Raw genomic sequence first — 19790 nt, forward strand, 5'->3', positions numbered from 1 at the left:
CCTTTCAGGCTGCGGTAATCAGCCAGCAGTTGTGGATCTGGCGGTTACGGGCGAAATCCTGGGAGAGCGTTTTTTGCGTAATTTCTTGTGCTTTCAGTCCCAGTTTTGCCAGTCCGTCAAGATCCATACGGAAGCCACGTTTGTTGTTCGAGAACATGATCGTCCCACCAGCACGCAGCAGACGTTTCAAATCTTTCATCAGCGCCAGATGATCGCGCTGAACATCAAACGCATCTTCCATTCGTTTTGAGTTAGAGAAGGTTGGCGGATCGATAAAGATCAGATCGAACTGTTCATTTGCCTCACGCAGCCACGCCAGGCAATCGGCCTGAATCAGGCGATGCGCACGCCCGGTTAGGCCATTCAGACGCAGGTTGCGTTCTGCCCACTCCAGATAAGTACGCGACATATCCACGGTGGTAGTGCTGCGTGCACCGCCTAATCCCGCGTGCACGGTGGCGCTGCCGGTATAAGAGAACAGGTTGAGGAAATCTTTGCCTTTGCTCATCTGACCGAGCATACGACGGGCGATACGGTGATCGAGGAACAGACCGGTATCGAGGTAATCCGTCAGGTTCACCCACAAGTGAGCGTTATATTCGGTGACTTCGAGAAACTCGCCCTTCTCGCCCAGTTTCTGGTACTGATTTTTGCCCTTCTGGCGTTCACGGGTTTTCAGCACCAGTTTGTTTGGCGCAATCCCCAGTACAGAAATGGTTGCAGCGATAATATCGAACAGACGCTGACGCGCTTTGTGCGCATCAATCGTTTTTGGCGGCGCATACTCCTGCACTACCACCCAGTCGGCATAACGGTCAACGGCAACGTTATACTCCGGCAGATCGGCATCATACAGGCGATAACATTCAATCCCTTCCTGACGTGCCCACTTCTCGAATTTTTTGAGGTTCTTACGCAGGCGGTTGGCGTAGTCTTCCGCTACCATTGCCGGTTTGCTGTCTGGTGTGCTTTCGGCAACGTGATAATTTTTCTGTACGCAGTCCAGCGGGCCGTTTTTCGCCTTGTACTGTTTGTCTGCACGCAGCTGCAGGCAGCTTAGCAGATCCGGCGAGGCACTAAACAAAGAGAGATTCCAGCCACCGAACTGGTTTTTCATGATTCGGCCCAGCAGGCTATGCAGTGCAATCAGCGCCGGTTCGCTGTCCAGACGTTCACCGTATGGCGGATTGCTCAACACTGTACCGTACGGCCCTTTCGGCAGCGGGTTAGTCAGTTGCGCGACATCTTTCACCTCAAAGGTGATCAGTTCACCAATCCCCGCAAGACGGGCGTTAGTGCGCGCACGTTGAATCACCCGGGCGTCGCTGTCCGAACCGTAAAAATGAGAGCTGTACTCCGCCAGGCCTTTACGGGCGCGAGCTTGCGCTTCCGCTTTCACTTCCTGCCAGATAGCTTCATCATGCTGCGCCCAGCCGCTAAAGCCCCAACGCCCACGGTGCAAGCCTGGTGCGCGATCGGTCGCCAGCATCGCCGCTTCAATCAGCAACGTACCGGAACCACACATTGGATCGAGCAGCGGTGTTCCTGGCTGCCAGCCGGATCGCATCACAATCGCGGCTGCCAGGGTTTCTTTGATCGGTGCAATACCGGCACGATCGCGATAGCCACGCAGATGCAAGCCATCACCACTGAGATCAAGGGCAATATTGGCAGTTTCTTTATGCAGCCAGACGTTAACGCGGATATCCGGCGCATCGCGATCAACATTTGGACGCGGCAGATTTTTCCGCGTGAAAGCATCGACGATCGCGTCTTTCACTTTCATCGCGCCGTACTGGCTGTTGCGAATGGTGTCATTTAAACCACTGAAATGGACAGCGAAGGTCGCGCCAGGATTAAACATCTCTGTCCAGTTGATCGCCTGAACGCCGAGATAGAGGTCTAAATCACTGTAAACCTTACACTCGCCCAGCGGCAACATAATACGCGAGGCCAGGCGGCTCCACATCAGGCTCTGGTAAACAAGCCGTGTGTCGCCCTTAAAATGGACCCCACCCTGAACCACCTGGCATTCAACGGCCCCCAGGTTTTCCAGTTCAGTTTTTAACAGCTCTTCCAGCCCACGGGCCGTACTGGCAAACAGAGAATTCATATCGTCACTTTTACTCTAAGAAAATTGTTGCGCATTATAGCTAATAAGCGCGTCATGTCATAAAGTTGAGGGCTTATTTTCATTTGAGGACCGCACCGTGGCGACATTAACCCGGCTTTTTATTCATCCTGTTAAATCGATGCGCGGCATTGGTCTTACACATGCTCTGGCAGATGTCAGTGGTCTGGCCTTCGATCGCATCTTTATGATCACGGAACCTGACGGTACGTTTATTACCGCTCGCCAGTTTCCCCAGATGGTACGGTTTACTCCTTCACCTGTGCATGATGGCTTGCATCTCACCGCACCAGATGGCAGTAGCGCATATGTTCGTTTTGCTGATTTCGCCACACAAGACGCACCAACCGAAGTTTGGGGCACACATTTTACCGCGCGAATTGCGCCAGACGCGATCAACAAATGGTTAAGTGGATTTTTCTCCCGCGAAGTGCAATTGCGCTGGGTGGGGCCACAAATGACCCGGCGCGTGAAACGCCACAACACTGTACCTCTGTCATTTGCTGATGGCTATCCTTACCTTCTTGCTAACGAAGCCTCGTTACGTGATCTCCAACAACGTTGTCCGGCCAGTGTAAAAATGGAGCAATTCCGCCCCAATCTGGTGGTTTCCGGCGCGTCAGCCTGGGAAGAAGATAGCTGGAAAGTGATTCGTATTGGTGATGTGGTGTTTGATGTGGTTAAGCCTTGCAGCCGCTGTATTTTCACCACCGTCAGTCCGGAAAAAGGACAAAAGCATCCGGCAGGTGAACCATTAAAAACATTGCAATCTTTCCGAACAGCCCAGGATAACGGCGATGTCGATTTTGGTCAGAATTTAATTGCCCGTAATAGTGGCGTGATTCGCGTTGGCGATGAGGTGGAAATTCTTGCAACGGCTCCGGCGAAAGTTTACGGCGCAGCTGCCGTGGACGATACCGTCGACGCCGCGCAGCAACCGGACGCAAATGTAGATATTGACTGGCAAGGGCAGGCATTTCGTGGAAATAACCAACAGGTTCTGCTGGAGCAATTAGAAAATCGGGGAATTCGTATCCCTTATTCTTGCCGCGCGGGCATTTGTGGAAGCTGCCGTGTTCAGCTTTTAGAAGGCGAAGTCACACCGCTCAAAAAATCAGCAATCAGCAATGATGGCACCATTCTTTGCTGTAGTTGTGTGCCGAAGACTGCGCTTAAACTAGCGCGTTAAACTGCCTGTTCGAGGCTGAAACTGTCAACATTAACCTGCGGTTTCAGCCTGTCATTCATGATTTTGATGGCGTCCCCCAACTGCATCGCGCGACCAGCAATAACAACGCAGGGTTGCGCCAACAGGCATAGTGCGGCATTTTCGCCAGATTCAACGACCAGCAAATTGACTTGCTCGTGAGTGTCGCTCAACCAAACGCAGGCCGCATCGCCCGGCATGGGCACCCACATTTCACCATGGGAAACAAAATGCCAGCTTTTCGGCATTTGCGGTTTGAGATAACGAATTGCTACCAGCGCATTAAGCACCAGTTCGGCTTTTTGTTCTTTAGATAAATTAAAATCGCGGCATTTTTCTTCAAATGAGAAATAGAGCGCGGCGTCGTCAACGCAAAAGCCTGCGGGAGAAAAGGCATCTGGAGTCAACATTTTGCGCGCAAAACGTGAGCGAAATAGCATACCATTGGCTAAATCGAGCATCATTCGATCGTGCTCTTCATCGTAATACCAACGCCAGTTATCGTCTGGTTTAATTCGCATTTGCCTCTCCCCTACCCTAAAAAACCGCAGCAACACAATCCATTGTCGCTTCGCTTAATAACCTCAACAATAAAAGTACAAAATGTCTAAATAAGCAACAGCGATGAATATAAAACAACCAGGGCTTAAAATAAAGCCCTGATTATCTTATAAAGAGAAATTCAAAGAAATAATTAGATATGGTTAACGATTTCTTTAATCAGCGGCGGTCCTTTAAAAATAAAACCAGAATAAATTTGCACCAGTGAGGCCCCCGCAGCAATCTTTTCACGCGCAGCGATAACCGAGTCAATGCCGCCAACACCGATGATCGGTAAGCGACCGTTTAATTCCTGAGACAAACGGCGAATAATTTCGGTGCTTTTTAACTGTAGCGGACGACCACTTAAGCCACCGGTTTGATCACAATTTTTCATTCCCTGAACCAGAGAACGATCGAGCGTGGTATTGGTTGCAATAACGCCATCAATATTATGGCGAACTAAACTATCGGCAACCTGGATCAATTCTTCTTCAGAAAGATCCGGCGCGATCTTCACTGCGATCGGCACATATTTATGGTGCATCGCTTGCAAATCATTTTGCTTATTTTTAATCGCGGTTAAGAGATCATCCAGCGCTTCGCCATATTGCAGTGTGCGTAATCCTGGGGTATTCGGCGATGAAATATTGATGGCGATATATCCCGCATAGGCATAGATTTTTTCCATACAAATCAGATAGTCATCTTTACCCTGCTCCACCGGCGTATCTTTATTTTTGCCGATATTAATCCCCAGAACACCATCGTAATGAGCTTTTTTTACGTTCTCAACGAGGTTATCAACGCCGAGATTATTAAAGCCCATACGGTTGATCAAACCTTCGGCATCTACCAGACGAAAGAGACGCGGCTTGTCATTACCTGGCTGTGGACGTGGCGTGACGGTACCGATCTCGATAGATCCAAACCCCATCGCGCCTAACGCGTCAATGCACTCCCCGTCTTTATCAAGACCGGCTGCCAGACCAAGCGGATTTTTAAACGTCAGGCCCATGCAGTTAACAGGTTTCGCAGGCACTTTCTGCCGCACCAGTGCTTCAAACGGTGTTCCTGTAATACGGCGTAATTGCTGAAAAGTAAACTCATGAGCGCGCTCTGGATCGAGCTGGAAAAGGGCTTTACGAACGAAGGGGTAGTACATGAACTCTCCTAGATTCCCGGTGTGCAAACCGGGGGCGTATTATGTGCGAGTTCGGACCAAAAGGGAATTGACCTACGGCAATAAATAGCAAACGTTTTCTTATTGCGCTTTTTTTATGCTTTTTTTGGCTTTGCTTCGTCAGATAAATCATTTCGACTCGCGGACGCCCTCTGTCAGACTGACCAAATTGTTATCAATTTTAACAAAACAAGAACAATTGGTTATAAGGAGAGAGTATGCGTGTCATCACCCTGGCGGGTAGTCCTCGCTTTCCTTCTCGCTCCAGCTCCTTGCTGGAATATGCGCGGGAAAAACTGAATGGCCTGGATGTAGAGGTTTATCACTGGAATCTGCAAAACTTCGCCCCGGAAGATCTGCTTTATGCTCGTTTCGATAGTCCGGCACTCAAGACCTTCACCGAACAGCTGCAACAGGCTGATGGACTGATAGTCGCTACACCTGTGTATAAAGCCGCCTATTCCGGTGCGCTGAAAACCCTGCTCGACCTGCTGCCAGAGCGCGCTTTGCAAGGCAAAGTGGTGCTGCCGCTGGCGACGGGCGGCACGGTGGCTCACCTTTTGGCGGTCGATTACGCCCTTAAACCGGTTTTAAGCGCACTGAAAGCCCAGGAGATCCTGCACGGCGTGTATGCCGATGACTCACAGGTGATTGATTACCACCACAAACCCCAGTTCACGCCAAATCTGCAAACCCGTCTTGATACCGCGCTAGAAACTTTCTGGCAGGCACTTCACCGCCGTGATGTTCAGGTTCCTGACCTTCTTTCTCTGCGAGGTAATGCCCATGCGTAACATCATTAAACTGGCGCTGGCGGGATTACTCAGCGTCTCCACACTTGCGATTGCCGCAGAGTCTTCGCCAGAGGCGTTAAGGATTGGCTATCAGAAAAGCAATATCAGTTCGGTACTGGCGAAAAATTACCAAATGCTGGAAAAACGCTATCCGCAAACAAAAATCTCCTGGGTGGAGTTCCCCGCGGGTCCGCAAATGTTGGAAGCGTTAAACGTTGGCAGTATTGATCTCGGCAGTACCGGAGATATTCCGCCAATCTTTGCTCAGGCTGCCGGAGCTGATTTGCTGTACGTGGGCGTCGAACCGCCGAAGCCAAAAGCCGAAGTGATTCTGGTGGCAGATAACAGTCCGATCAAAACCGTAGCCGATCTTAAAGGTCACAAAGTTGCCTTTCAGAAAGGTTCCAGCTCGCACAATCTTTTACTACGCGCACTACGCCAGGCCGGGCTTAAATTCACGGATATCCAGCCCACTTACCTGACGCCTGCCGATGCCCGCGCCGCGTTCCAGCAAGGTAACGTCGACGCATGGGCTATCTGGGATCCCTACTACTCCGCTGCGTTATTACAGGGCGGCGTGCGGGTGCTGAAAGACGGCACCGATCTTAATCAAACCGGCTCGTTTTACCTGGCAGCTCGTCCCTATGCAGAAAAAAACGGCGCATTTATTCAGGGTGTACTGGCAACCTTTAGTGAGGCCGATGCGTTAACCCGCAGCCAGCGCGAGCAAAGCATCGCTTTACTGGCAAAAACGATGGGCTTACCAACGCCGGTGATTGCCTCTTATTTAGATCATCGCCCCCCTACCACCATCAAACCGGTTAACGCCGAGGTTGCCGCCTTACAGCAGCAAACGGCAGATCTGTTTTATGAAAACCGTCTGGTACCGAAAAAAGTCGATATCCGCCAGCGCATCTGGCAGCCCACTCAACTGGAAGGAAAACAATTATGAGTCTGTATATGTTCTGGTTTTTACCGACCCACGGAGACGGACATTACCTGGGATCGGAAGAAGGTTCACGCCCGGTTGATCACGGTTATCTGCAACAAATTGCGCAAGCGGCGGATCGTCTGGGCTATACCGGTGTGCTAATTCCCACAGGGCGCTCGTGTGAAGATGCGTGGCTGGTGGCAGCGTCGATGATCCCTGTGACGCAACGGTTGAAGTTTCTTGTTGCCCTGCGCCCCAGCGTAACCTCACCTACCGTTGCTGCCCGCCAGGCCGCCACGCTGGATCGTCTCTCTAACGGACGCGCGTTGTTTAATCTGGTCACAGGCAGCGATCCGCAAGAGCTGGCAGGCGACGGCGTATTCCTCGATCATTGCGAGCGTTACGAAGCCTCGTCTGAATTTACACAGGTCTGGCGGCGCTTATTGCAGGGCGAAACCGTCGATTTTAACGGTAAACATATACATGTACGCGGAGCAAAACTGCTCTTCCCGCCAATTCAACAGCCCTATCCTCCGCTTTACTTTGGCGGATCGTCAGATGTTGCCCAGGATCTGGCCGCTGAACAGGTTGATCTTTATCTCACCTGGGGCGAACCGCCTGAACTGGTAAAAGAGAAGATCGCGCAAGTGCGGGCGAAAGCTGCCGCACATGGACGCAAAATTCGTTTCGGTATTCGCCTGCATGTGATTGTCCGCGAAACCAACGACGAAGCGTGGCAGGCCGCTGAACGCTTAATCTCCCATCTTGATGATGAGACCATCGCTAAAGCACAAGCCGCGTTTGCCCGCACGGATTCCGTGGGGCAACAGCGAATGGCGGCGCTACATAACGGCAAGCGCGACAATCTGGAGATCAGCCCCAATTTATGGGCGGGCGTTGGCTTAGTGCGCGGCGGTGCCGGGACGGCGTTGGTGGGCGATGGTCCTACGGTCGCCGCGCGAATCAACGAATACGCTGCACTTGGCATCGACAGTTTTGTGCTTTCGGGCTACCCGCATCTGGAAGAAGCGTATCGGGTCGGCGAGTTACTGTTCCCACATCTGGATGTCGCCATCCCGGAAATTCCCCAGCCACAACCGCTGAATCCGCAAGGCGAAGCGGTGGCGAATGATTTTATCCCCCGTAACGTCGCGCAAAGCTAAGGAAGAAATAATGGCAACGCCAGTCAAGAAGTGGTTATTGCGCGTTGCCCCCTGGTTTTTACCGGTGGGCATCATGGCGGTGTGGCAACTGGCCTCCTCAGTTGGCTGGCTGTCGACGCGTATTTTGCCCTCTCCGGAAGGGGTGGTAATGGCGTTCTGGACGCTCTCCGCCAGCGGCGAATTGTGGCAACATCTGGCGATCAGCTCCTGGCGGGCGCTGATTGGTTTTTCAATTGGCGGATCGCTGGGGTTGATTCTGGGACTGATAAGCGGACTGTCGCGCTGGGGAGAGAGGCTGCTGGATACCTCAATTCAGATGTTGCGCAACGTGCCGCATCTGGCGCTGATCCCGCTGGTGATTTTGTGGTTTGGCATTGATGAATCCGCAAAAATCTTTCTGGTGGCGCTCGGCACGCTATTCCCCATTTATATCAACACCTGGCACGGCATCCGTAATATCGATCGCGGTCTGGTGGAAATGGCGCGTAGCTATGGATTATCCGGCATACCGCTGTTTATCCATGTGATCCTGCCTGGTGCCCTGCCCTCAATTATGGTCGGCGTACGTTTTGCGTTGGGCCTGATGTGGCTGACGCTGATTGTTGCCGAAACCATTTCTGCCAATTCCGGCATTGGTTATCTGGCGATGAATGCGCGGGAGTTTTTGCAAACGGATGTGGTGGTAGTCGCCATTATTCTCTACGCCCTGCTCGGCAAACTTGCTGACGTCAGCGCGCAGCTGTTAGAGCGCCTCTGGCTGCGCTGGAATCCGGCTTATCATTTGAAGGAGGCCACGGTATGAATACTGCTCGTCTGAACCAGGGCACACCCTTGTTACTCAATGCAGTAAGCAAACATTACGCAGAAAATATCGTTCTGAACCAACTGGATTTACATATTCCGGCAGGTCAGTTTGTGGCGGTGGTGGGCCGCAGCGGTGGTGGCAAAAGTACCCTGCTGCGCCTGCTGGCAGGTCTGGAAACGCCAACCGCAGGCGATGTGTTAGCGGGTACCACACCGCTGGCTGAGATTAAGGAAGACACGCGAATGATGTTTCAGGATGCGCGTCTGCTGCCATGGAAATCAGTGATTGATAACGTTGGGCTGGGCCTTAAAGGCCAGTGGCGCGATGCGGCGTGTCGGGCGCTGGCTGCGGTAGGACTGGAGAATCGCGCGGAGGAATGGCCTGCCGCACTTTCTGGCGGGCAGAAACAGCGTGTGGCGCTGGCAAGAGCGTTGATTCATCGACCGGGTTTATTATTGCTTGATGAACCGCTCGGGGCGCTGGACGCCTTAACGCGACTGGAGATGCAGGATTTGATTGTGTCACTTTGGCAGGAGCACGGCTTTACCGTACTGTTGGTGACGCATGATGTGAGCGAAGCGGTAGCAATGGCGGACCGGGTGTTGTTAATTGAAGAGGGAAAAATTGGTCTGGATTTGACGGTGGATATCCCCCGTCCGCGCCGGTTAGGGTCGGTGCGATTAGCGGAGCTGGAAGCGGAAGTGTTGCAACGGGTGATGCAGCGTGGGCACTCTGAACAACCGATTCGGCGTCATGGTTAATATGCCGGATGTGGCGCACAAAACCAGCGGTTTCAACGGATTGTAGGCCTGATAAGACGCGTCAAGCGTCGCATCAGGCATTTGGGCACGGCTGCAGGATGCGGCGTGAACGCCTTATCCAGCCTACAAAACCAGCATTTTCAACGGACTTGTAGGCCTGATAAGACGCGTCAAGCGTCGCATCCGGCATTTGGGCTCAAAAGTATCAAGCCAGTGCTTTAGTTATCTTCTCGTACAGATCGCCAGAGAGATTTTCCAGCCCTTTCAACTGCTCCAGCGCCGCGCGCATTTTCTCCTGACGTTTGGCATCGTAACGCTTCAGGCGAATCAGCGGTTCAATCAGACGTGAAGCCACCTGCGGGTTACGGCTGTTGAGGTCGGTAAGCATTTCCACCAGGAACTGGTAACCGCTGCCATCTTCGGCATGGAACGCTGCCGGGTTGCTGCCCGCAAACGCGCCAATCAACGAACGAATGCGGTTCGGGTTGCTCATGGTAAATGAGCGATGCTGCAACAGACCACGCACCGTCTCCAGCACATTCGCCGCCGGGCTGGTGGCTTGCAGGATAAACCATTTATCCATCACCAGACCATCCTGATGCCACTTGTCGTCGTACTCCTGCATCAGCGCGTCACGGCATGGCAGCTGTGCAGCAACCGCCGCAGAAAGCGCGGCCAGCGCATCGGTCATATTGTTTGCTTCATGGAACTGCTTGCTTACCAGCACGTCAGCCAGATGCGTTTCACCAAAAGCGAGGAAGCGCAGGCAGGCATTTCGCAGAGTGCGTTTTGCAATATCTTCATGCTCAACGCGATACTCGTTCTGGTAATTCGCGTTGTAAATAGCCAGCAGCTCATCCGCCAGTTCAGTCGCCAGAGTACGGGTGAGTGCTTCACGCACTTCGGCAATAGCAATCGGATCGATGATATCGAACAGTTCTGCCATTTCATTGACGGATGGCAGCGTCAGAATTTCTGCCGCCAGTGCCGGGTCAATCTTCTCATCCAGCAGCACCGCGCGGAAAGCATCGGCAACGTGTGCGGGTAAAGACAATGGTTGACCTTGCTGATGACGGGCGACGTTCAGTTTGATGTAGGTTGCCAGCAGGCTTTGTGCCGCATCCCAGCGGGAGAAATCATTACGCGCATGACGCATCAGGAAGGTCAGTTGCTGATCGCTCCACTTATATTCCAGTTTCACTGGCGCAGAGAATTCACACAGCAGTGCGGGCACCGGCTGGAAGTAGACATTATCAAAGACAAAGGTCTGTTCCCCCTGGGTGACGTTCAGTACCGAATTCACCGGATGACCGCCTTTCTGCAACGGGATCACTTTGCCTTCGTTATCATACAGTTCGATGGCAAACGGAATATGCAGCGGCTGTTTTTCTGCCTGATCCGGCGTAGCAGGCGTGCGCTGGCTGATGGTCAGGGTGTACTGCTCGGTTTCCGGATTATAGTCGTCTTTGACGGTCACAACCGGCGTACCGGACTGGCTGTACCAACGGCGGAAATGGGAGAGATCGACATTTGACGCATCTTCCATCGCCTGAACAAAGTCGTCGCAGGTTGCCGCACTGCCATCATGGCGCTCGAAATAGAGCTGCATCCCTTTCTGGAAGTTTTCTTCGCCCAGCAGAGTGTGGATCATGCGAATCACTTCCGCGCCCTTCTCATAAACGGTCAGGGTGTAGAAGTTGTTCATTTCAATAACCATATCCGGGCGGATCGGGTGCGCCATCGGGCTGGCGTCTTCCGCAAACTGCAATCCGCGCATGGTGCGCACGTTGTTGATACGGTTTACCGCGCGGGAACCAAGGTCAGAGCTGAATTCCTGATCGCGGAACACGGTTAAACCTTCTTTCAGGCTGAGCTGGAACCAGTCGCGACAGGTCACACGGTTACCGGTCCAGTTGTGGAAATATTCGTGACCAATAACGCGCTCAATATCGAGATAATCTTTATCGGTCGCGGTATCGGTGCGCGCCAGTACATACTTAGAGTTAAAGATGTTAAGACCTTTATTCTCCATTGCGCCCATATTGAAGAAATCCACCGCGACTATCATATAGATGTCGAGGTCATACTCCAGACCGAAGCGTTCTTCATCCCACTTCATGGAATTTTTCAGCGAGGTCATCGCCCACGGCGCACGATCAAGATTGCCGCGATCGACGTACAGCTCCAGCGCTACTTCGCGACCAGAACGCGTGGTGAAGGTGTCGCGCAGCACGTCGAAGTCGCCTGCCACCAGCGCAAACAGGTAGCACGGTTTCGGGAACGGGTCCTGCCACTGTACCCAGTGACGTCCGTTTTCCAGTTCGCCTTGCGCAACGCGGTTACCGTTGGAAAGCAGGAAGGGATATTTGGTTTTATCGGCAATAATTTTGGTGGTAAAACGCGCCAGCACGTCCGGGCGGTCGAGATAATACGTAATATGGCGGAAACCTTCGGCTTCACACTGGGTGCAAAGCGCATCGCCTGACTGATAAAGCCCTTCCAGCGCGGTATTCGTCGCCGGGCTAATTTCATTAACGATCTTGAGCGTAAAACGCTCCGGCAAATTACTGATGACCAGTGCGCCCTCTTCTTCTTCCCAGGCGGTCCATGGCTCATCATTAATATGAACAGAAACCAGTTTGAGATCTTCGCCATTGAGACGAAGCGGAGCATCTGATGCACCATGACGGACAGCCTGGCTGACCGCGGTAACGACCGTCTTTTGCGCGTCCAGGTCAAAGGTCAAGTCAATATCAGTAATCTGGTAATCCGGCGCACGATAATCGTGACGGTATTTGGCTTGTGGCTGTTGAGTCATAAATAACCTTTAGCATCTTTTATAGAGTCTGGTGTTCAGTCTATTCCTGTTGCGTAAATCGCGCTATGCAGAATCTTCATCTTTTCAGGTACAAACGCCTTTATTGCTACATTTTTATAACATACGCAGCGCAATACCATCGACCAGAAAGGTGACATATGGTGTGATCGGGGTTCAATAAATTACGAAACAAGGTATACTCCAGCAGTTCCTGAAGATGTTTATTGTACTAAACGCTCCTGTACGAGGACGCTACTGCGCACCTATGACACAATTCGCTTCTCCTGTTCTGCACTCGTTGCTGGATACAGATGCTTATAAGTTGCATATGCAGCAAGCCGTGTTTCATCACTATTACGATGTGCATGTCGCGGCGGAGTTTCGTTGCCGAGGTGACGATCTGCTGGGTATTTATGCCGATGCTATTCGTGAACAGGTTCAGGCGATGCAGCACCTGCGCCTGCAGGATGATGAATATCAGTGGCTCTCTGCCCTGCCTTTCTTTAAGGCCGACTATCTTAACTGGCTACGCGAATTCCGCTTTAACCCGGAACAAGTCACCGTGTCCAATGATAATGGCAAGCTGGATATTCGTTTAAGCGGCCCGTGGCGCGAAGTTATCCTCTGGGAAGTTCCTTTGCTGGCGGTTATCAGTGAAATGGTGCATCGCTATCGCTCACCGCAGGCTGACGTCGCGCAAGCCCTCGACACGCTGGAAAGCAAATTAGTCGACTTCTCGACATTAACCGCCGATCTTGATATGTCGCGCTTCCATCTGATGGATTTTGGCACCCGCCGACGTTTTTCTCGCGAAGTACAAGAAACCATCGTGAAACGTCTGCAACAGGAATCCTGGTTCGTAGGCACCAGCAACTACGATCTGGCGCGTCGGCTTTCCCTCACGCCAATGGGAACACAAGCACACGAATGGTTCCAGGCGCATCAGCAAATCAGTCCGGATCTTGCCAACAGCCAGCGAGCTGCACTTGCTGCCTGGCTGGAAGAGTATCCTGACCAACTTGGCATTGCGTTAACCGACTGTATTACCATGGATGCTTTCCTGCGAGATTTCGGCGTAGAATTTGCCAGCCGCTATCAGGGCTTGCGTCATGACTCCGGCGACCCGGTTGAATGGGGTGAAAAAGCCATTGCACATTATGAGAAGCTGGGAATTGATCCACAGAGTAAAACGCTGGTTTTCTCTGACAATCTGGATTTACGCAAAGCGGTTGAGCTATACCGCCATTTCTCTTCCCGCGTGCAATTAAGTTTTGGTATTGGGACTCGCCTGACCTGCGATATCCCCCAGGTAAAACCCCTGAATATTGTCATTAAGTTGGTTGAGTGTAACGGTAAACCGGTGGCGAAACTTTCTGACAGCCCTGGCAAAACTATCTGCCACGATAAAGCGTTTGTTCGGGCGCTGCGCAAAGCGTTCGACCTTCCGCATATTAAAAAAGCCAGTTAATATCATCAGGGAGCTAATCGGCTCCCTTTTTTTACCTTTAATTCCGAAATCTTTCGCTGCATTTGCGAATTCTGCTTGTCTGATTGCAGATGCCAGGTAACATAGGTATCCCCCCATTTACGGGTGGACAAGTGTTTATTTTTTCCGACTATTAACAGAGAGAATATTATGAGCGTTGTGCCTGTAGCCGACGTACTCCAGGGCCGCGTAGCCGTTGACAGCGAAGTCACCGTGCGCGGATGGGTACGTACCCGCCGAGATTCAAAAGCTGGCATCTCCTTCCTCGCCGTTTATGACGGTTCCTGCTTTGATCCTGTACAGGCTGTCATCAATAATTCTCTGCCCAATTACAATGAAGACGTTCTGCGTCTGACCACCGGTTGCTCGGTCATTGTGACGGGTAAAGTCGTGGCGTCGCCAGGACAGGGGCAACAATTTGAAATTCAGGCCAGCAAGGTTGAAGTTGCTGGTTGGGTTGAAGATCCAGACACTTACCCGATGGCGGCAAAACGCCACAGCATTGAGTATCTGCGTGAAGTCGCTCACCTGCGTCCGCGCACAAACCTGATTGGTGCCGTCGCGCGCGTTCGCCATACGCTGGCGCAGGCGCTGCATCGCTTCTTTAACGAGCAGGGATTCTTCTGGGTTTCAACGCCACTGATTACTGCGTCTGATACCGAAGGGGCTGGCGAAATGTTCCGCGTTTCTACGCTGGATCTGGAAAACCTGCCGCGTAACGATCAGGGCAAAGTGGATTTCGACAAAGACTTCTTTGGTAAAGAGTCTTTCCTGACCGTATCTGGCCAGTTGAACGGTGAAACCTACGCTTGCGCATTGTCCAAAATTTATACCTTCGGCCCGACTTTCCGTGCTGAAAACTCCAACACCAGCCGTCACCTGGCGGAATTCTGGATGCTGGAGCCGGAAGTGGCGTTTGCTAACCTGAACGATATCGCGGGTCTGGCTGAAGCCATGCTGAAATATGTCTTCAAAGCGGTTCTCGAAGAACGCGCTGACGACATGAAATTCTTCGCTGAACGCGTAGATAAAGATGCCGTTTCACGTCTGGAACGTTTTATTGAGGCCGACTTCGCTCAGGTGGATTACACCGACGCAGTGACCATTCTCGAAAACTGCGGCAAGAAGTTTGAAAACCCGGTTTACTGGGGCGTTGATCTCTCTTCTGAGCATGAACGTTATCTGGCGGAAGAACACTTTAAAGCACCGGTGGTGGTTAAAAACTATCCGAAAGACATTAAAGCGTTCTATATGCGCCTTAACGAAGACGGTAAAACCGTTGCGGCTATGGATGTTCTGGCTCCGGGCATCGGTGAAATCATTGGTGGTTCTCAGCGTGAAGAGCGTCTGGACGTGCTGGACGAGCGTATGCTGGAAATGGGCCTGAATAAAGAAGATTACTGGTGGTATCGCGATCTGCGTCGCTACGGTACTGTTCCGCATTCCGGTTTCGGTCTTGGTTTTGAACGCCTGATTGCTTACGTAACTGGCGTGCAAAACGTGCGTGATGTGATTCCGTTCCCACGTACTCCGCGTAACGCCAGCTTCTAATTTAGCGTCTTCAAGAGCCAGCACCCGCTGGCTCTTTTTTTATCCTTTCTGTCAAGTTATCGGTTTGTTAAGTCAAGCAATCTATTTGCAACCCCGCCATAACGATCATCCTGTTACGGAATATTACACCGCAACATTTGCGCACAAAAAATAATCCGCATTCTTATTGCGGATTAGTTTTTTCTTAGCTGATAGCACAATTTTCATACTATTTTTTGGCGTTCTGGATATCTGAACGAGGATTTAGTGCCAGGTCGATAAAGTTTCCATCAGAAACAAAATTTCCTTTTAGTTAATTTAAATATAAGGAAATCATATAAATAGATAAAAATTGCTGTAAATATCATCACGCTTCTAAGGAAATATGACGGTGTTCACAAAGTTCCTTAAATTTTACTTTTAGTTACATATTTTTTCTTTTTGAAACCAAATCTTTATCTTTGTAGCACTTTCACGGTAGCGAAACGTTAGTTTGAATGGAAAGATGCCTGCAGACACATAAAGACACCAAACTCTCATCAATAGTTCCGTAAATTTTTATTGACAGAACTTATTGACGGCAGTGGCAGGTGTCATAAAAAAACCATGAGGGTAATAAATAATGATGAAGCGCAATATTCTGGCAGTGATCGTCCCTGCTCTGTTAGTAGCAGGTACTGCAAACGCTGCAGAAATTTATAACAAAGATGGCAACAAAGTAGATCTGTACGGTAAAGCTGTCGGTCTGCATTATTTCTCCAAGGGTAACGGTGAAAACAGTTACGGTGGCAATGGCGACATGACCTATGCCCGTCTTGGTTTTAAAGGGGAAACTCAAATCAATTCCGATCTGACCGGTTATGGTCAGTGGGAATATAACTTCCAGGGTAACAACTCTGAAGGCGCTGACGCTCAAACTGGTAACAAAACGCGTCTGGCATTCGCGGGTCTTAAATACGCTGACGTTGGTTCTTTCGATTACGGCCGTAACTACGGTGTGGTTTATGATGCACTGGGTTACACCGATATGCTGCCAGAATTTGGTGGTGATACTGCATACAGCGATGACTTCTTCGTTGGTCGTGTTGGCGGCGTTGCTACCTATCGTAACTCCAACTTCTTTGGTCTGGTTGATGGCCTGAACTTCGCTGTTCAGTACCTGGGTAAAAACGAGCGTGACACTGCACGCCGCTCTAACGGCGACGGTGTTGGCGGTTCTATCAGCTACGAATACGAAGGCTTTGGTATCGTTGGTGCATATGGCGCCGCTGACCGTACCAACCTGCAAGAAGCTCAACCTCTTGGCAACGGTAAAAAAGCTGAACAGTGGGCTACTGGTCTGAAGTATGACGCGAACAACATCTACCTGGCAGCGAACTACGGTGAAACCCGTAACGCTACGCCGATCACTAATAAATTTACAAACATCAGCGGCTTCGCCAACAAAACGCAAGATGTTCTGTTAGTTGCGCAATACCAGTTCGATTTCGGTCTGCGTCCGTCCATCGCTTACACCAAATCTAAAGCGAAAGACGTAGAAGGTATCGGTGATGTTGATCTGGTGAACTACTTTGAAGTGGGCGCAACCTACTACTTCAACAAAAACATGTCCACCTATGTTGACTACATCATCAACCAGATCGATTCTGACAACAAACTGGGCGTAGGTTCAGACGACACCGTTGCTGTGGGTATCGTTTACCAGTTCTAATAGCACACCTCTTTGTTAAATGCCGAAAAAACAGGACTTTGGTCCTGTTTTTTTTATGCCTTCCAGAGCAATCTCACGTCTTGCAAAAACAGCCTGCGTTTTCATCAGTAATAGTTGGAATTTTGTAAATCTCCCGTTACCCTGATAGCGGACTTCCCTTCTGTAACCATAATGGAACCTCGTCATGTTTGAGAACATAACCGCCGCTCCTGCCGACCCGATTCTGGGCCTGGCCGATCTGTTTCGTGCCGATGAACGTCCCGGCAAAATTAACCTCGGGATTGGTGTCTATAAAGATGAGACGGGCAAAACCCCGGTACTGACCAGCGTGAAAAAGGCTGAACAGTATCTGCTCGAAAATGAAACCACCAAAAATTACCTCGGCATTGACGGCATCCCTGAATTTGGTCGCTGCACTCAGGAACTGCTGTTTGGTAAAGGTAGCGCCCTGATCAATGACAAACGTGCTCGCACGGCACAGACTCCGGGTGGCACTGGCGCACTACGCGTGGCTGCCGATTTCCTGGCAAAAAATACCAGCGTTAAGCGTGTGTGGGTGAGCAACCCAAGCTGGCCGAACCATAAGAGCGTCTTTAACTCTGCAGGTCTGGAAGTTCGTGAATACGCTTATTATGATGCGGAAAATCACACCCTTGACTTCGATGCACTGATTAACAGCCTGAACGAAGCTCAGGCTGGCGACGTAGTGCTGTTCCATGGCTGCTGCCATAACCCAACCGGTATCGACCCTACGCTGGAACAATGGCAGACACTGGCACAACTTTCCGTTGAGAAAGGCTGGTTACCGCTGTTTGACTTCGCGTACCAGGGGTTTGCCCGTGGTCTGGAAGAAGATGCTGAAGGACTGCGCGCTTTCGCGGCTATGCATAAAGAGCTGATTGTTGCCAGTTCCTACTCTAAAAACTTTGGCCTGTACAACGAGCGTGTTGGCGCTTGTACTCTGGTTGCTGCTGACAGTGAGACCGTTGATCGCGCATTCAGCCAAATGAAAGCGGCGATTCGCGCTAACTACTCTAACCCACCAGCACACGGCGCTTCTGTTGTTGCCACCATCCTGAGCAACGATGCGTTACGTGCGATTTGGGAACAAGAGCTGACTGATATGCGCCAGCGTATTCAGCGTATGCGTCAGTTGTTCGTCAATACGCTGCAGGAAAAAGGCGCAAACCGCGACTTCAGCTTTATCATCAAACAGAACGGCATGTTCTCCTTCAGTGGCCTGACAAAAGAACAAGTGCTGCGTCTGCGCGAAGAGTTTGGCGTGTATGCTGTTGCTTCTGGTCGCGTAAACGTGGCTGGGATGACACCAGATAATATGGCTCCGCTGTGCGAAGCGATTGTGGCAGTGCTGTAAACGTTAAAAACAATGAAGCCCGCTGAAAAGCGGGCTTTTTTACGCGCCTTTACCAGACGGGCATTTCGTCTTGCAGGAAGGGATTATGCAGGCGCTCATAACCAAGTGTGGATAATGGTCCGTGACCCGGAATAAATGTCACATCATCCCCCATTGGCAGCAATTTATCTTTGATTGAAGAAATCAGTTGATTATGATCGCCACGCGGGAAGTCACTGCGCCCTACTCCACCTTTGAAAATAACGTCGCCAGAAATCAGCAGCCTTGCCCGCTCATCAAAAAACACGACATGACCCGGCGTATGCCCAGGGCAATGTAACACCTGTAAAGTCACATTCCCTATGCTGATGGTATCGCCTTCGTTCAGCCAACGATCTGGCGTCAGCGGCTGGCACTCTTCCAGACCAAACATACGACTTTGCGCAGGCAAGCCTTGCAGCCAGAACTCATCTTCTTTTTCCGGGCCAAAAACCGGCACGCCGTAATGTTGCGCCAGTTCCGCCGCTGCGCCAACGTGGTCCAGATGACCATGAGTCAGCAGGATCTGCATCAGTGTCAGGCCGCTGGCATCAACTTCCTGTTTGATTTTTTCCGCATCGCCGCCAGGATCGACCAGTGCGGCCAGACGGGTTTGTTCACACCAGATCAATGAACAGTTCTGGGAGAATGCGGTGACCGGAATAATACGATAGTTCATACTGCCCCTGTTTCGTTAAGCGATTACTACCAGTGCCGTGCTGGCCCGGTATCAATATGCACAAAGTTACTACGTGGGTAATATCCTACACCACCTGCGCGCATAGATAACGCGGCTTTGCGAATATTGCTTAACGCGATACCTTCAATATGGAAATCCATCGCCTGCCCTTTCGTGTGATAGCTTTTCTTCGCTACTCCACGGCTGCGGGCACGTAGTTCATTGTTGGTATCAATGGAGCGATAACCGGAAATGAGTTGCACCGGTTTGCGGGTGCCTAACAACCCTTGCAGGCGATACAACTGATCGAATAATCCTGGGTCGATGGACTTTATTTTGTTCGCGCGGTAATCGCGGAAAAAATGGTTAAGTTTTGCCAATTCTTCCTGAATATAGCCTCTGCCATCGAAAAACTCCGCTTTGATTGACTCTCCGGTATGGAGATTATTGAGTGTCAAAATACGCGGGCGTGGGGTAGAGAGTGTTGCAAACGCCGGGGTCGGCAGGATGGCGGCACCGAGTGCAACGCCACCAAGCGCCAGCAGTTTGCGGCGATTAGCGTCGAATTTGTCCATGATAATCAAGTCTACAGGTCAATGTTATCGTTTATATGCACTTCTGGCGCACAAGAGGCACCTTAACCGCCCGTAAAGCAGAC

16 protein-coding genes are annotated in these 19790 nt (G+C 51.1%); 10 read left to right on the forward strand and 6 right to left on the reverse strand.

The annotated features are described in order from the left end of the window. Positions 1 to 4: 4 nt before the first annotated feature. Positions 5 to 2113: a bifunctional 23S rRNA (guanine(2069)-N(7))-methyltransferase RlmK/23S rRNA (guanine(2445)-N(2))-methyltransferase RlmL gene (gene rlmKL, locus AACU19_RS08345; RefSeq protein ID WP_001086495.1), complete on the reverse strand. Its 2109-nt coding sequence runs from the start codon at positions 2111 to 2113 to the stop codon at positions 5 to 7. Between the two features lie 97 nt (positions 2114 to 2210). Between rlmKL and ycbX the strand changes: the two genes are divergently transcribed. Then, a complete protein-coding gene (ycbX, locus tag AACU19_RS08350) occupies positions 2211 to 3320 on the forward strand; it encodes a 6-N-hydroxylaminopurine resistance protein YcbX (RefSeq protein WP_000224279.1) in 1110 nt (369 codons plus the stop codon). Here the strand turns inward: ycbX and zapC are convergent. Beyond that, entirely contained in the window at positions 3317 to 3859 is a 543-nt protein-coding gene (zapC, locus tag AACU19_RS08355) for a cell division protein ZapC (RefSeq protein WP_001295353.1), read from the reverse strand. The genes ycbX and zapC overlap by 4 nt on opposite strands. Before the next feature lie 173 nt (positions 3860 to 4032). Next, entirely contained in the window at positions 4033 to 5043 is a 1011-nt protein-coding gene (pyrD, locus tag AACU19_RS08360; protein WP_001354889.1) for a quinone-dependent dihydroorotate dehydrogenase, read from the reverse strand. Between the two features lie 236 nt (positions 5044 to 5279). Between pyrD and ssuE the strand changes: the two genes are divergently transcribed. From ssuE to ssuB, 5 genes are read left to right on the forward strand one after another with little or no spacing between them, the layout of a single operon-like run. Further along, on the forward strand, positions 5280 to 5855 hold the full coding sequence (gene ssuE / locus AACU19_RS08365; RefSeq protein ID WP_105278081.1) for an NADPH-dependent FMN reductase: 576 nt from the start codon (positions 5280 to 5282) through the stop codon (positions 5853 to 5855). Beyond that, positions 5848 to 6807 (forward strand): aliphatic sulfonate ABC transporter substrate-binding protein SsuA, encoded by a 960-nt coding sequence (ssuA, locus tag AACU19_RS08370; RefSeq protein WP_088541654.1) that lies wholly within the window; start codon positions 5848 to 5850, stop codon positions 6805 to 6807. Before ssuE ends, ssuA begins: the two co-directional genes overlap by 8 nt. Next, positions 6804 to 7949 (forward strand): FMNH2-dependent alkanesulfonate monooxygenase, encoded by a 1146-nt coding sequence (gene ssuD / locus AACU19_RS08375; protein ID WP_105278082.1) that lies wholly within the window; start codon positions 6804 to 6806, stop codon positions 7947 to 7949. The genes ssuA and ssuD overlap by 4 nt, the downstream gene beginning before the upstream one ends. Before the next feature lie 10 nt (positions 7950 to 7959). Beyond that, the gene (gene ssuC, locus AACU19_RS08380; protein ID WP_105278083.1) at positions 7960 to 8751 is read left to right on the forward strand and encodes an aliphatic sulfonate ABC transporter permease SsuC; all 792 of its coding nucleotides are present in this window, start codon (positions 7960 to 7962) and stop codon (positions 8749 to 8751) included. After that, complete coding sequence (gene ssuB, locus AACU19_RS08385) at positions 8748 to 9515, forward strand: aliphatic sulfonates ABC transporter ATP-binding protein (RefSeq protein WP_105278084.1); 768 nt, start codon at positions 8748 to 8750, stop codon at positions 9513 to 9515. The genes ssuC and ssuB overlap by 4 nt, the downstream gene beginning before the upstream one ends. A gap of 205 nt (positions 9516 to 9720) precedes the next feature. Here the strand turns inward: ssuB and pepN are convergent, their stop codons facing one another. Further along, a complete protein-coding gene (gene pepN, locus AACU19_RS08390; RefSeq protein WP_105278085.1) occupies positions 9721 to 12333 on the reverse strand; it encodes an aminopeptidase N in 2613 nt (870 codons plus the stop codon). 265 nt (positions 12334 to 12598) lie between these two features. On the opposite strand from pepN, the gene pncB reads away from it, so the two are divergent. The 4 genes from pncB to aspC all read left to right on the forward strand — a co-directional run bounded on the left by pncB (position 12599) and on the right by aspC (position 18435). Then, positions 12599 to 13801 carry a nicotinate phosphoribosyltransferase gene (gene pncB, locus AACU19_RS08395; RefSeq protein WP_105278086.1) on the forward strand — a complete coding sequence of 401 codons (1203 nt, stop codon included), beginning with the start codon at positions 12599 to 12601 and terminating at the stop codon, positions 13799 to 13801. 168 nt (positions 13802 to 13969) lie between these two features. Further along, positions 13970 to 15370: an asparagine--tRNA ligase gene (gene asnS / locus AACU19_RS08400; protein ID WP_000117877.1), complete on the forward strand. Its 1401-nt coding sequence runs from the start codon at positions 13970 to 13972 to the stop codon at positions 15368 to 15370. A gap of 601 nt (positions 15371 to 15971) precedes the next feature. After that, entirely contained in the window at positions 15972 to 17060 is a 1089-nt protein-coding gene (gene ompF / locus AACU19_RS08405) for a porin OmpF (RefSeq protein WP_000977917.1), read from the forward strand. Between the two features lie 184 nt (positions 17061 to 17244). After that, the gene (gene aspC / locus AACU19_RS08410) at positions 17245 to 18435 is read left to right on the forward strand and encodes an aspartate transaminase (protein WP_000462687.1); all 1191 of its coding nucleotides are present in this window, start codon (positions 17245 to 17247) and stop codon (positions 18433 to 18435) included. Positions 18436 to 18484: 49 nt separating this feature from the next. Here aspC and gloC read toward each other — a convergent pair whose 3' ends face one another. Together gloC and AACU19_RS08420 are read right to left on the reverse strand one after the other, a co-directional pair. Then, positions 18485 to 19132, reverse strand: a complete 648-nt coding sequence (gene gloC / locus AACU19_RS08415; protein ID WP_105278087.1) for a hydroxyacylglutathione hydrolase GloC — start codon at positions 19130 to 19132, stop codon at positions 18485 to 18487. Positions 19133 to 19158: 26 nt separating this feature from the next. Then, complete coding sequence (locus AACU19_RS08420) at positions 19159 to 19707, reverse strand: YcbK family protein (RefSeq protein ID WP_001295932.1); 549 nt, start codon at positions 19705 to 19707, stop codon at positions 19159 to 19161. Positions 19708 to 19790: the final 83 nt, after the last annotated feature.

This window comes from Escherichia sp. MOD1-EC4550 (genome assembly GCF_963876935.1).
Lineage (GTDB): Bacteria > Pseudomonadota > Gammaproteobacteria > Enterobacterales > Enterobacteriaceae > Escherichia > Escherichia coli_F.

Bases quoted from the DNA above. Each gene is read 5' to 3' on its own strand.
- ssuB (WP_105278084.1), top strand. From the start codon at position 8,748: ATGAATACTGCTCGTCTGAACCAGGGCACACCCTTGTTACTCAATGCA.
- ssuC (WP_105278083.1), top strand. From the start codon at position 7,960: ATGGCAACGCCAGTCAAGAAGTGGTTATTGCGCGTTGCCCCCTGGTTT.
- ompF (WP_000977917.1), top strand. From the start codon at position 15,972: ATGATGAAGCGCAATATTCTGGCAGTGATCGTCCCTGCTCTGTTAGTA.
- pyrD (WP_001354889.1), bottom strand. From the start codon at position 5,043: ATGTACTACCCCTTCGTTCGTAAAGCCCTTTTCCAGCTCGATCCAGAG.
- asnS (WP_000117877.1), top strand. From the start codon at position 13,970: ATGAGCGTTGTGCCTGTAGCCGACGTACTCCAGGGCCGCGTAGCCGTT.
- pepN (WP_105278085.1), bottom strand. From the start codon at position 12,333: ATGACTCAACAGCCACAAGCCAAATACCGTCACGATTATCGTGCGCCG.
- ssuE (WP_105278081.1), top strand. From the start codon at position 5,280: ATGCGTGTCATCACCCTGGCGGGTAGTCCTCGCTTTCCTTCTCGCTCC.
- gloC (WP_105278087.1), bottom strand. From the start codon at position 19,132: ATGAACTATCGTATTATTCCGGTCACCGCATTCTCCCAGAACTGTTCA.
- AACU19_RS08420 (WP_001295932.1), bottom strand. From the start codon at position 19,707: ATGGACAAATTCGACGCTAATCGCCGCAAACTGCTGGCGCTTGGTGGC.
- ssuA (WP_088541654.1), top strand. From the start codon at position 5,848: ATGCGTAACATCATTAAACTGGCGCTGGCGGGATTACTCAGCGTCTCC.
- pncB (WP_105278086.1), top strand. From the start codon at position 12,599: ATGACACAATTCGCTTCTCCTGTTCTGCACTCGTTGCTGGATACAGAT.
- aspC (WP_000462687.1), top strand. From the start codon at position 17,245: ATGTTTGAGAACATAACCGCCGCTCCTGCCGACCCGATTCTGGGCCTG.
- zapC (WP_001295353.1), bottom strand. From the start codon at position 3,859: ATGCGAATTAAACCAGACGATAACTGGCGTTGGTATTACGATGAAGAG.
- rlmKL (WP_001086495.1), bottom strand. From the start codon at position 2,113: ATGAATTCTCTGTTTGCCAGTACGGCCCGTGGGCTGGAAGAGCTGTTA.
- ssuD (WP_105278082.1), top strand. From the start codon at position 6,804: ATGAGTCTGTATATGTTCTGGTTTTTACCGACCCACGGAGACGGACAT.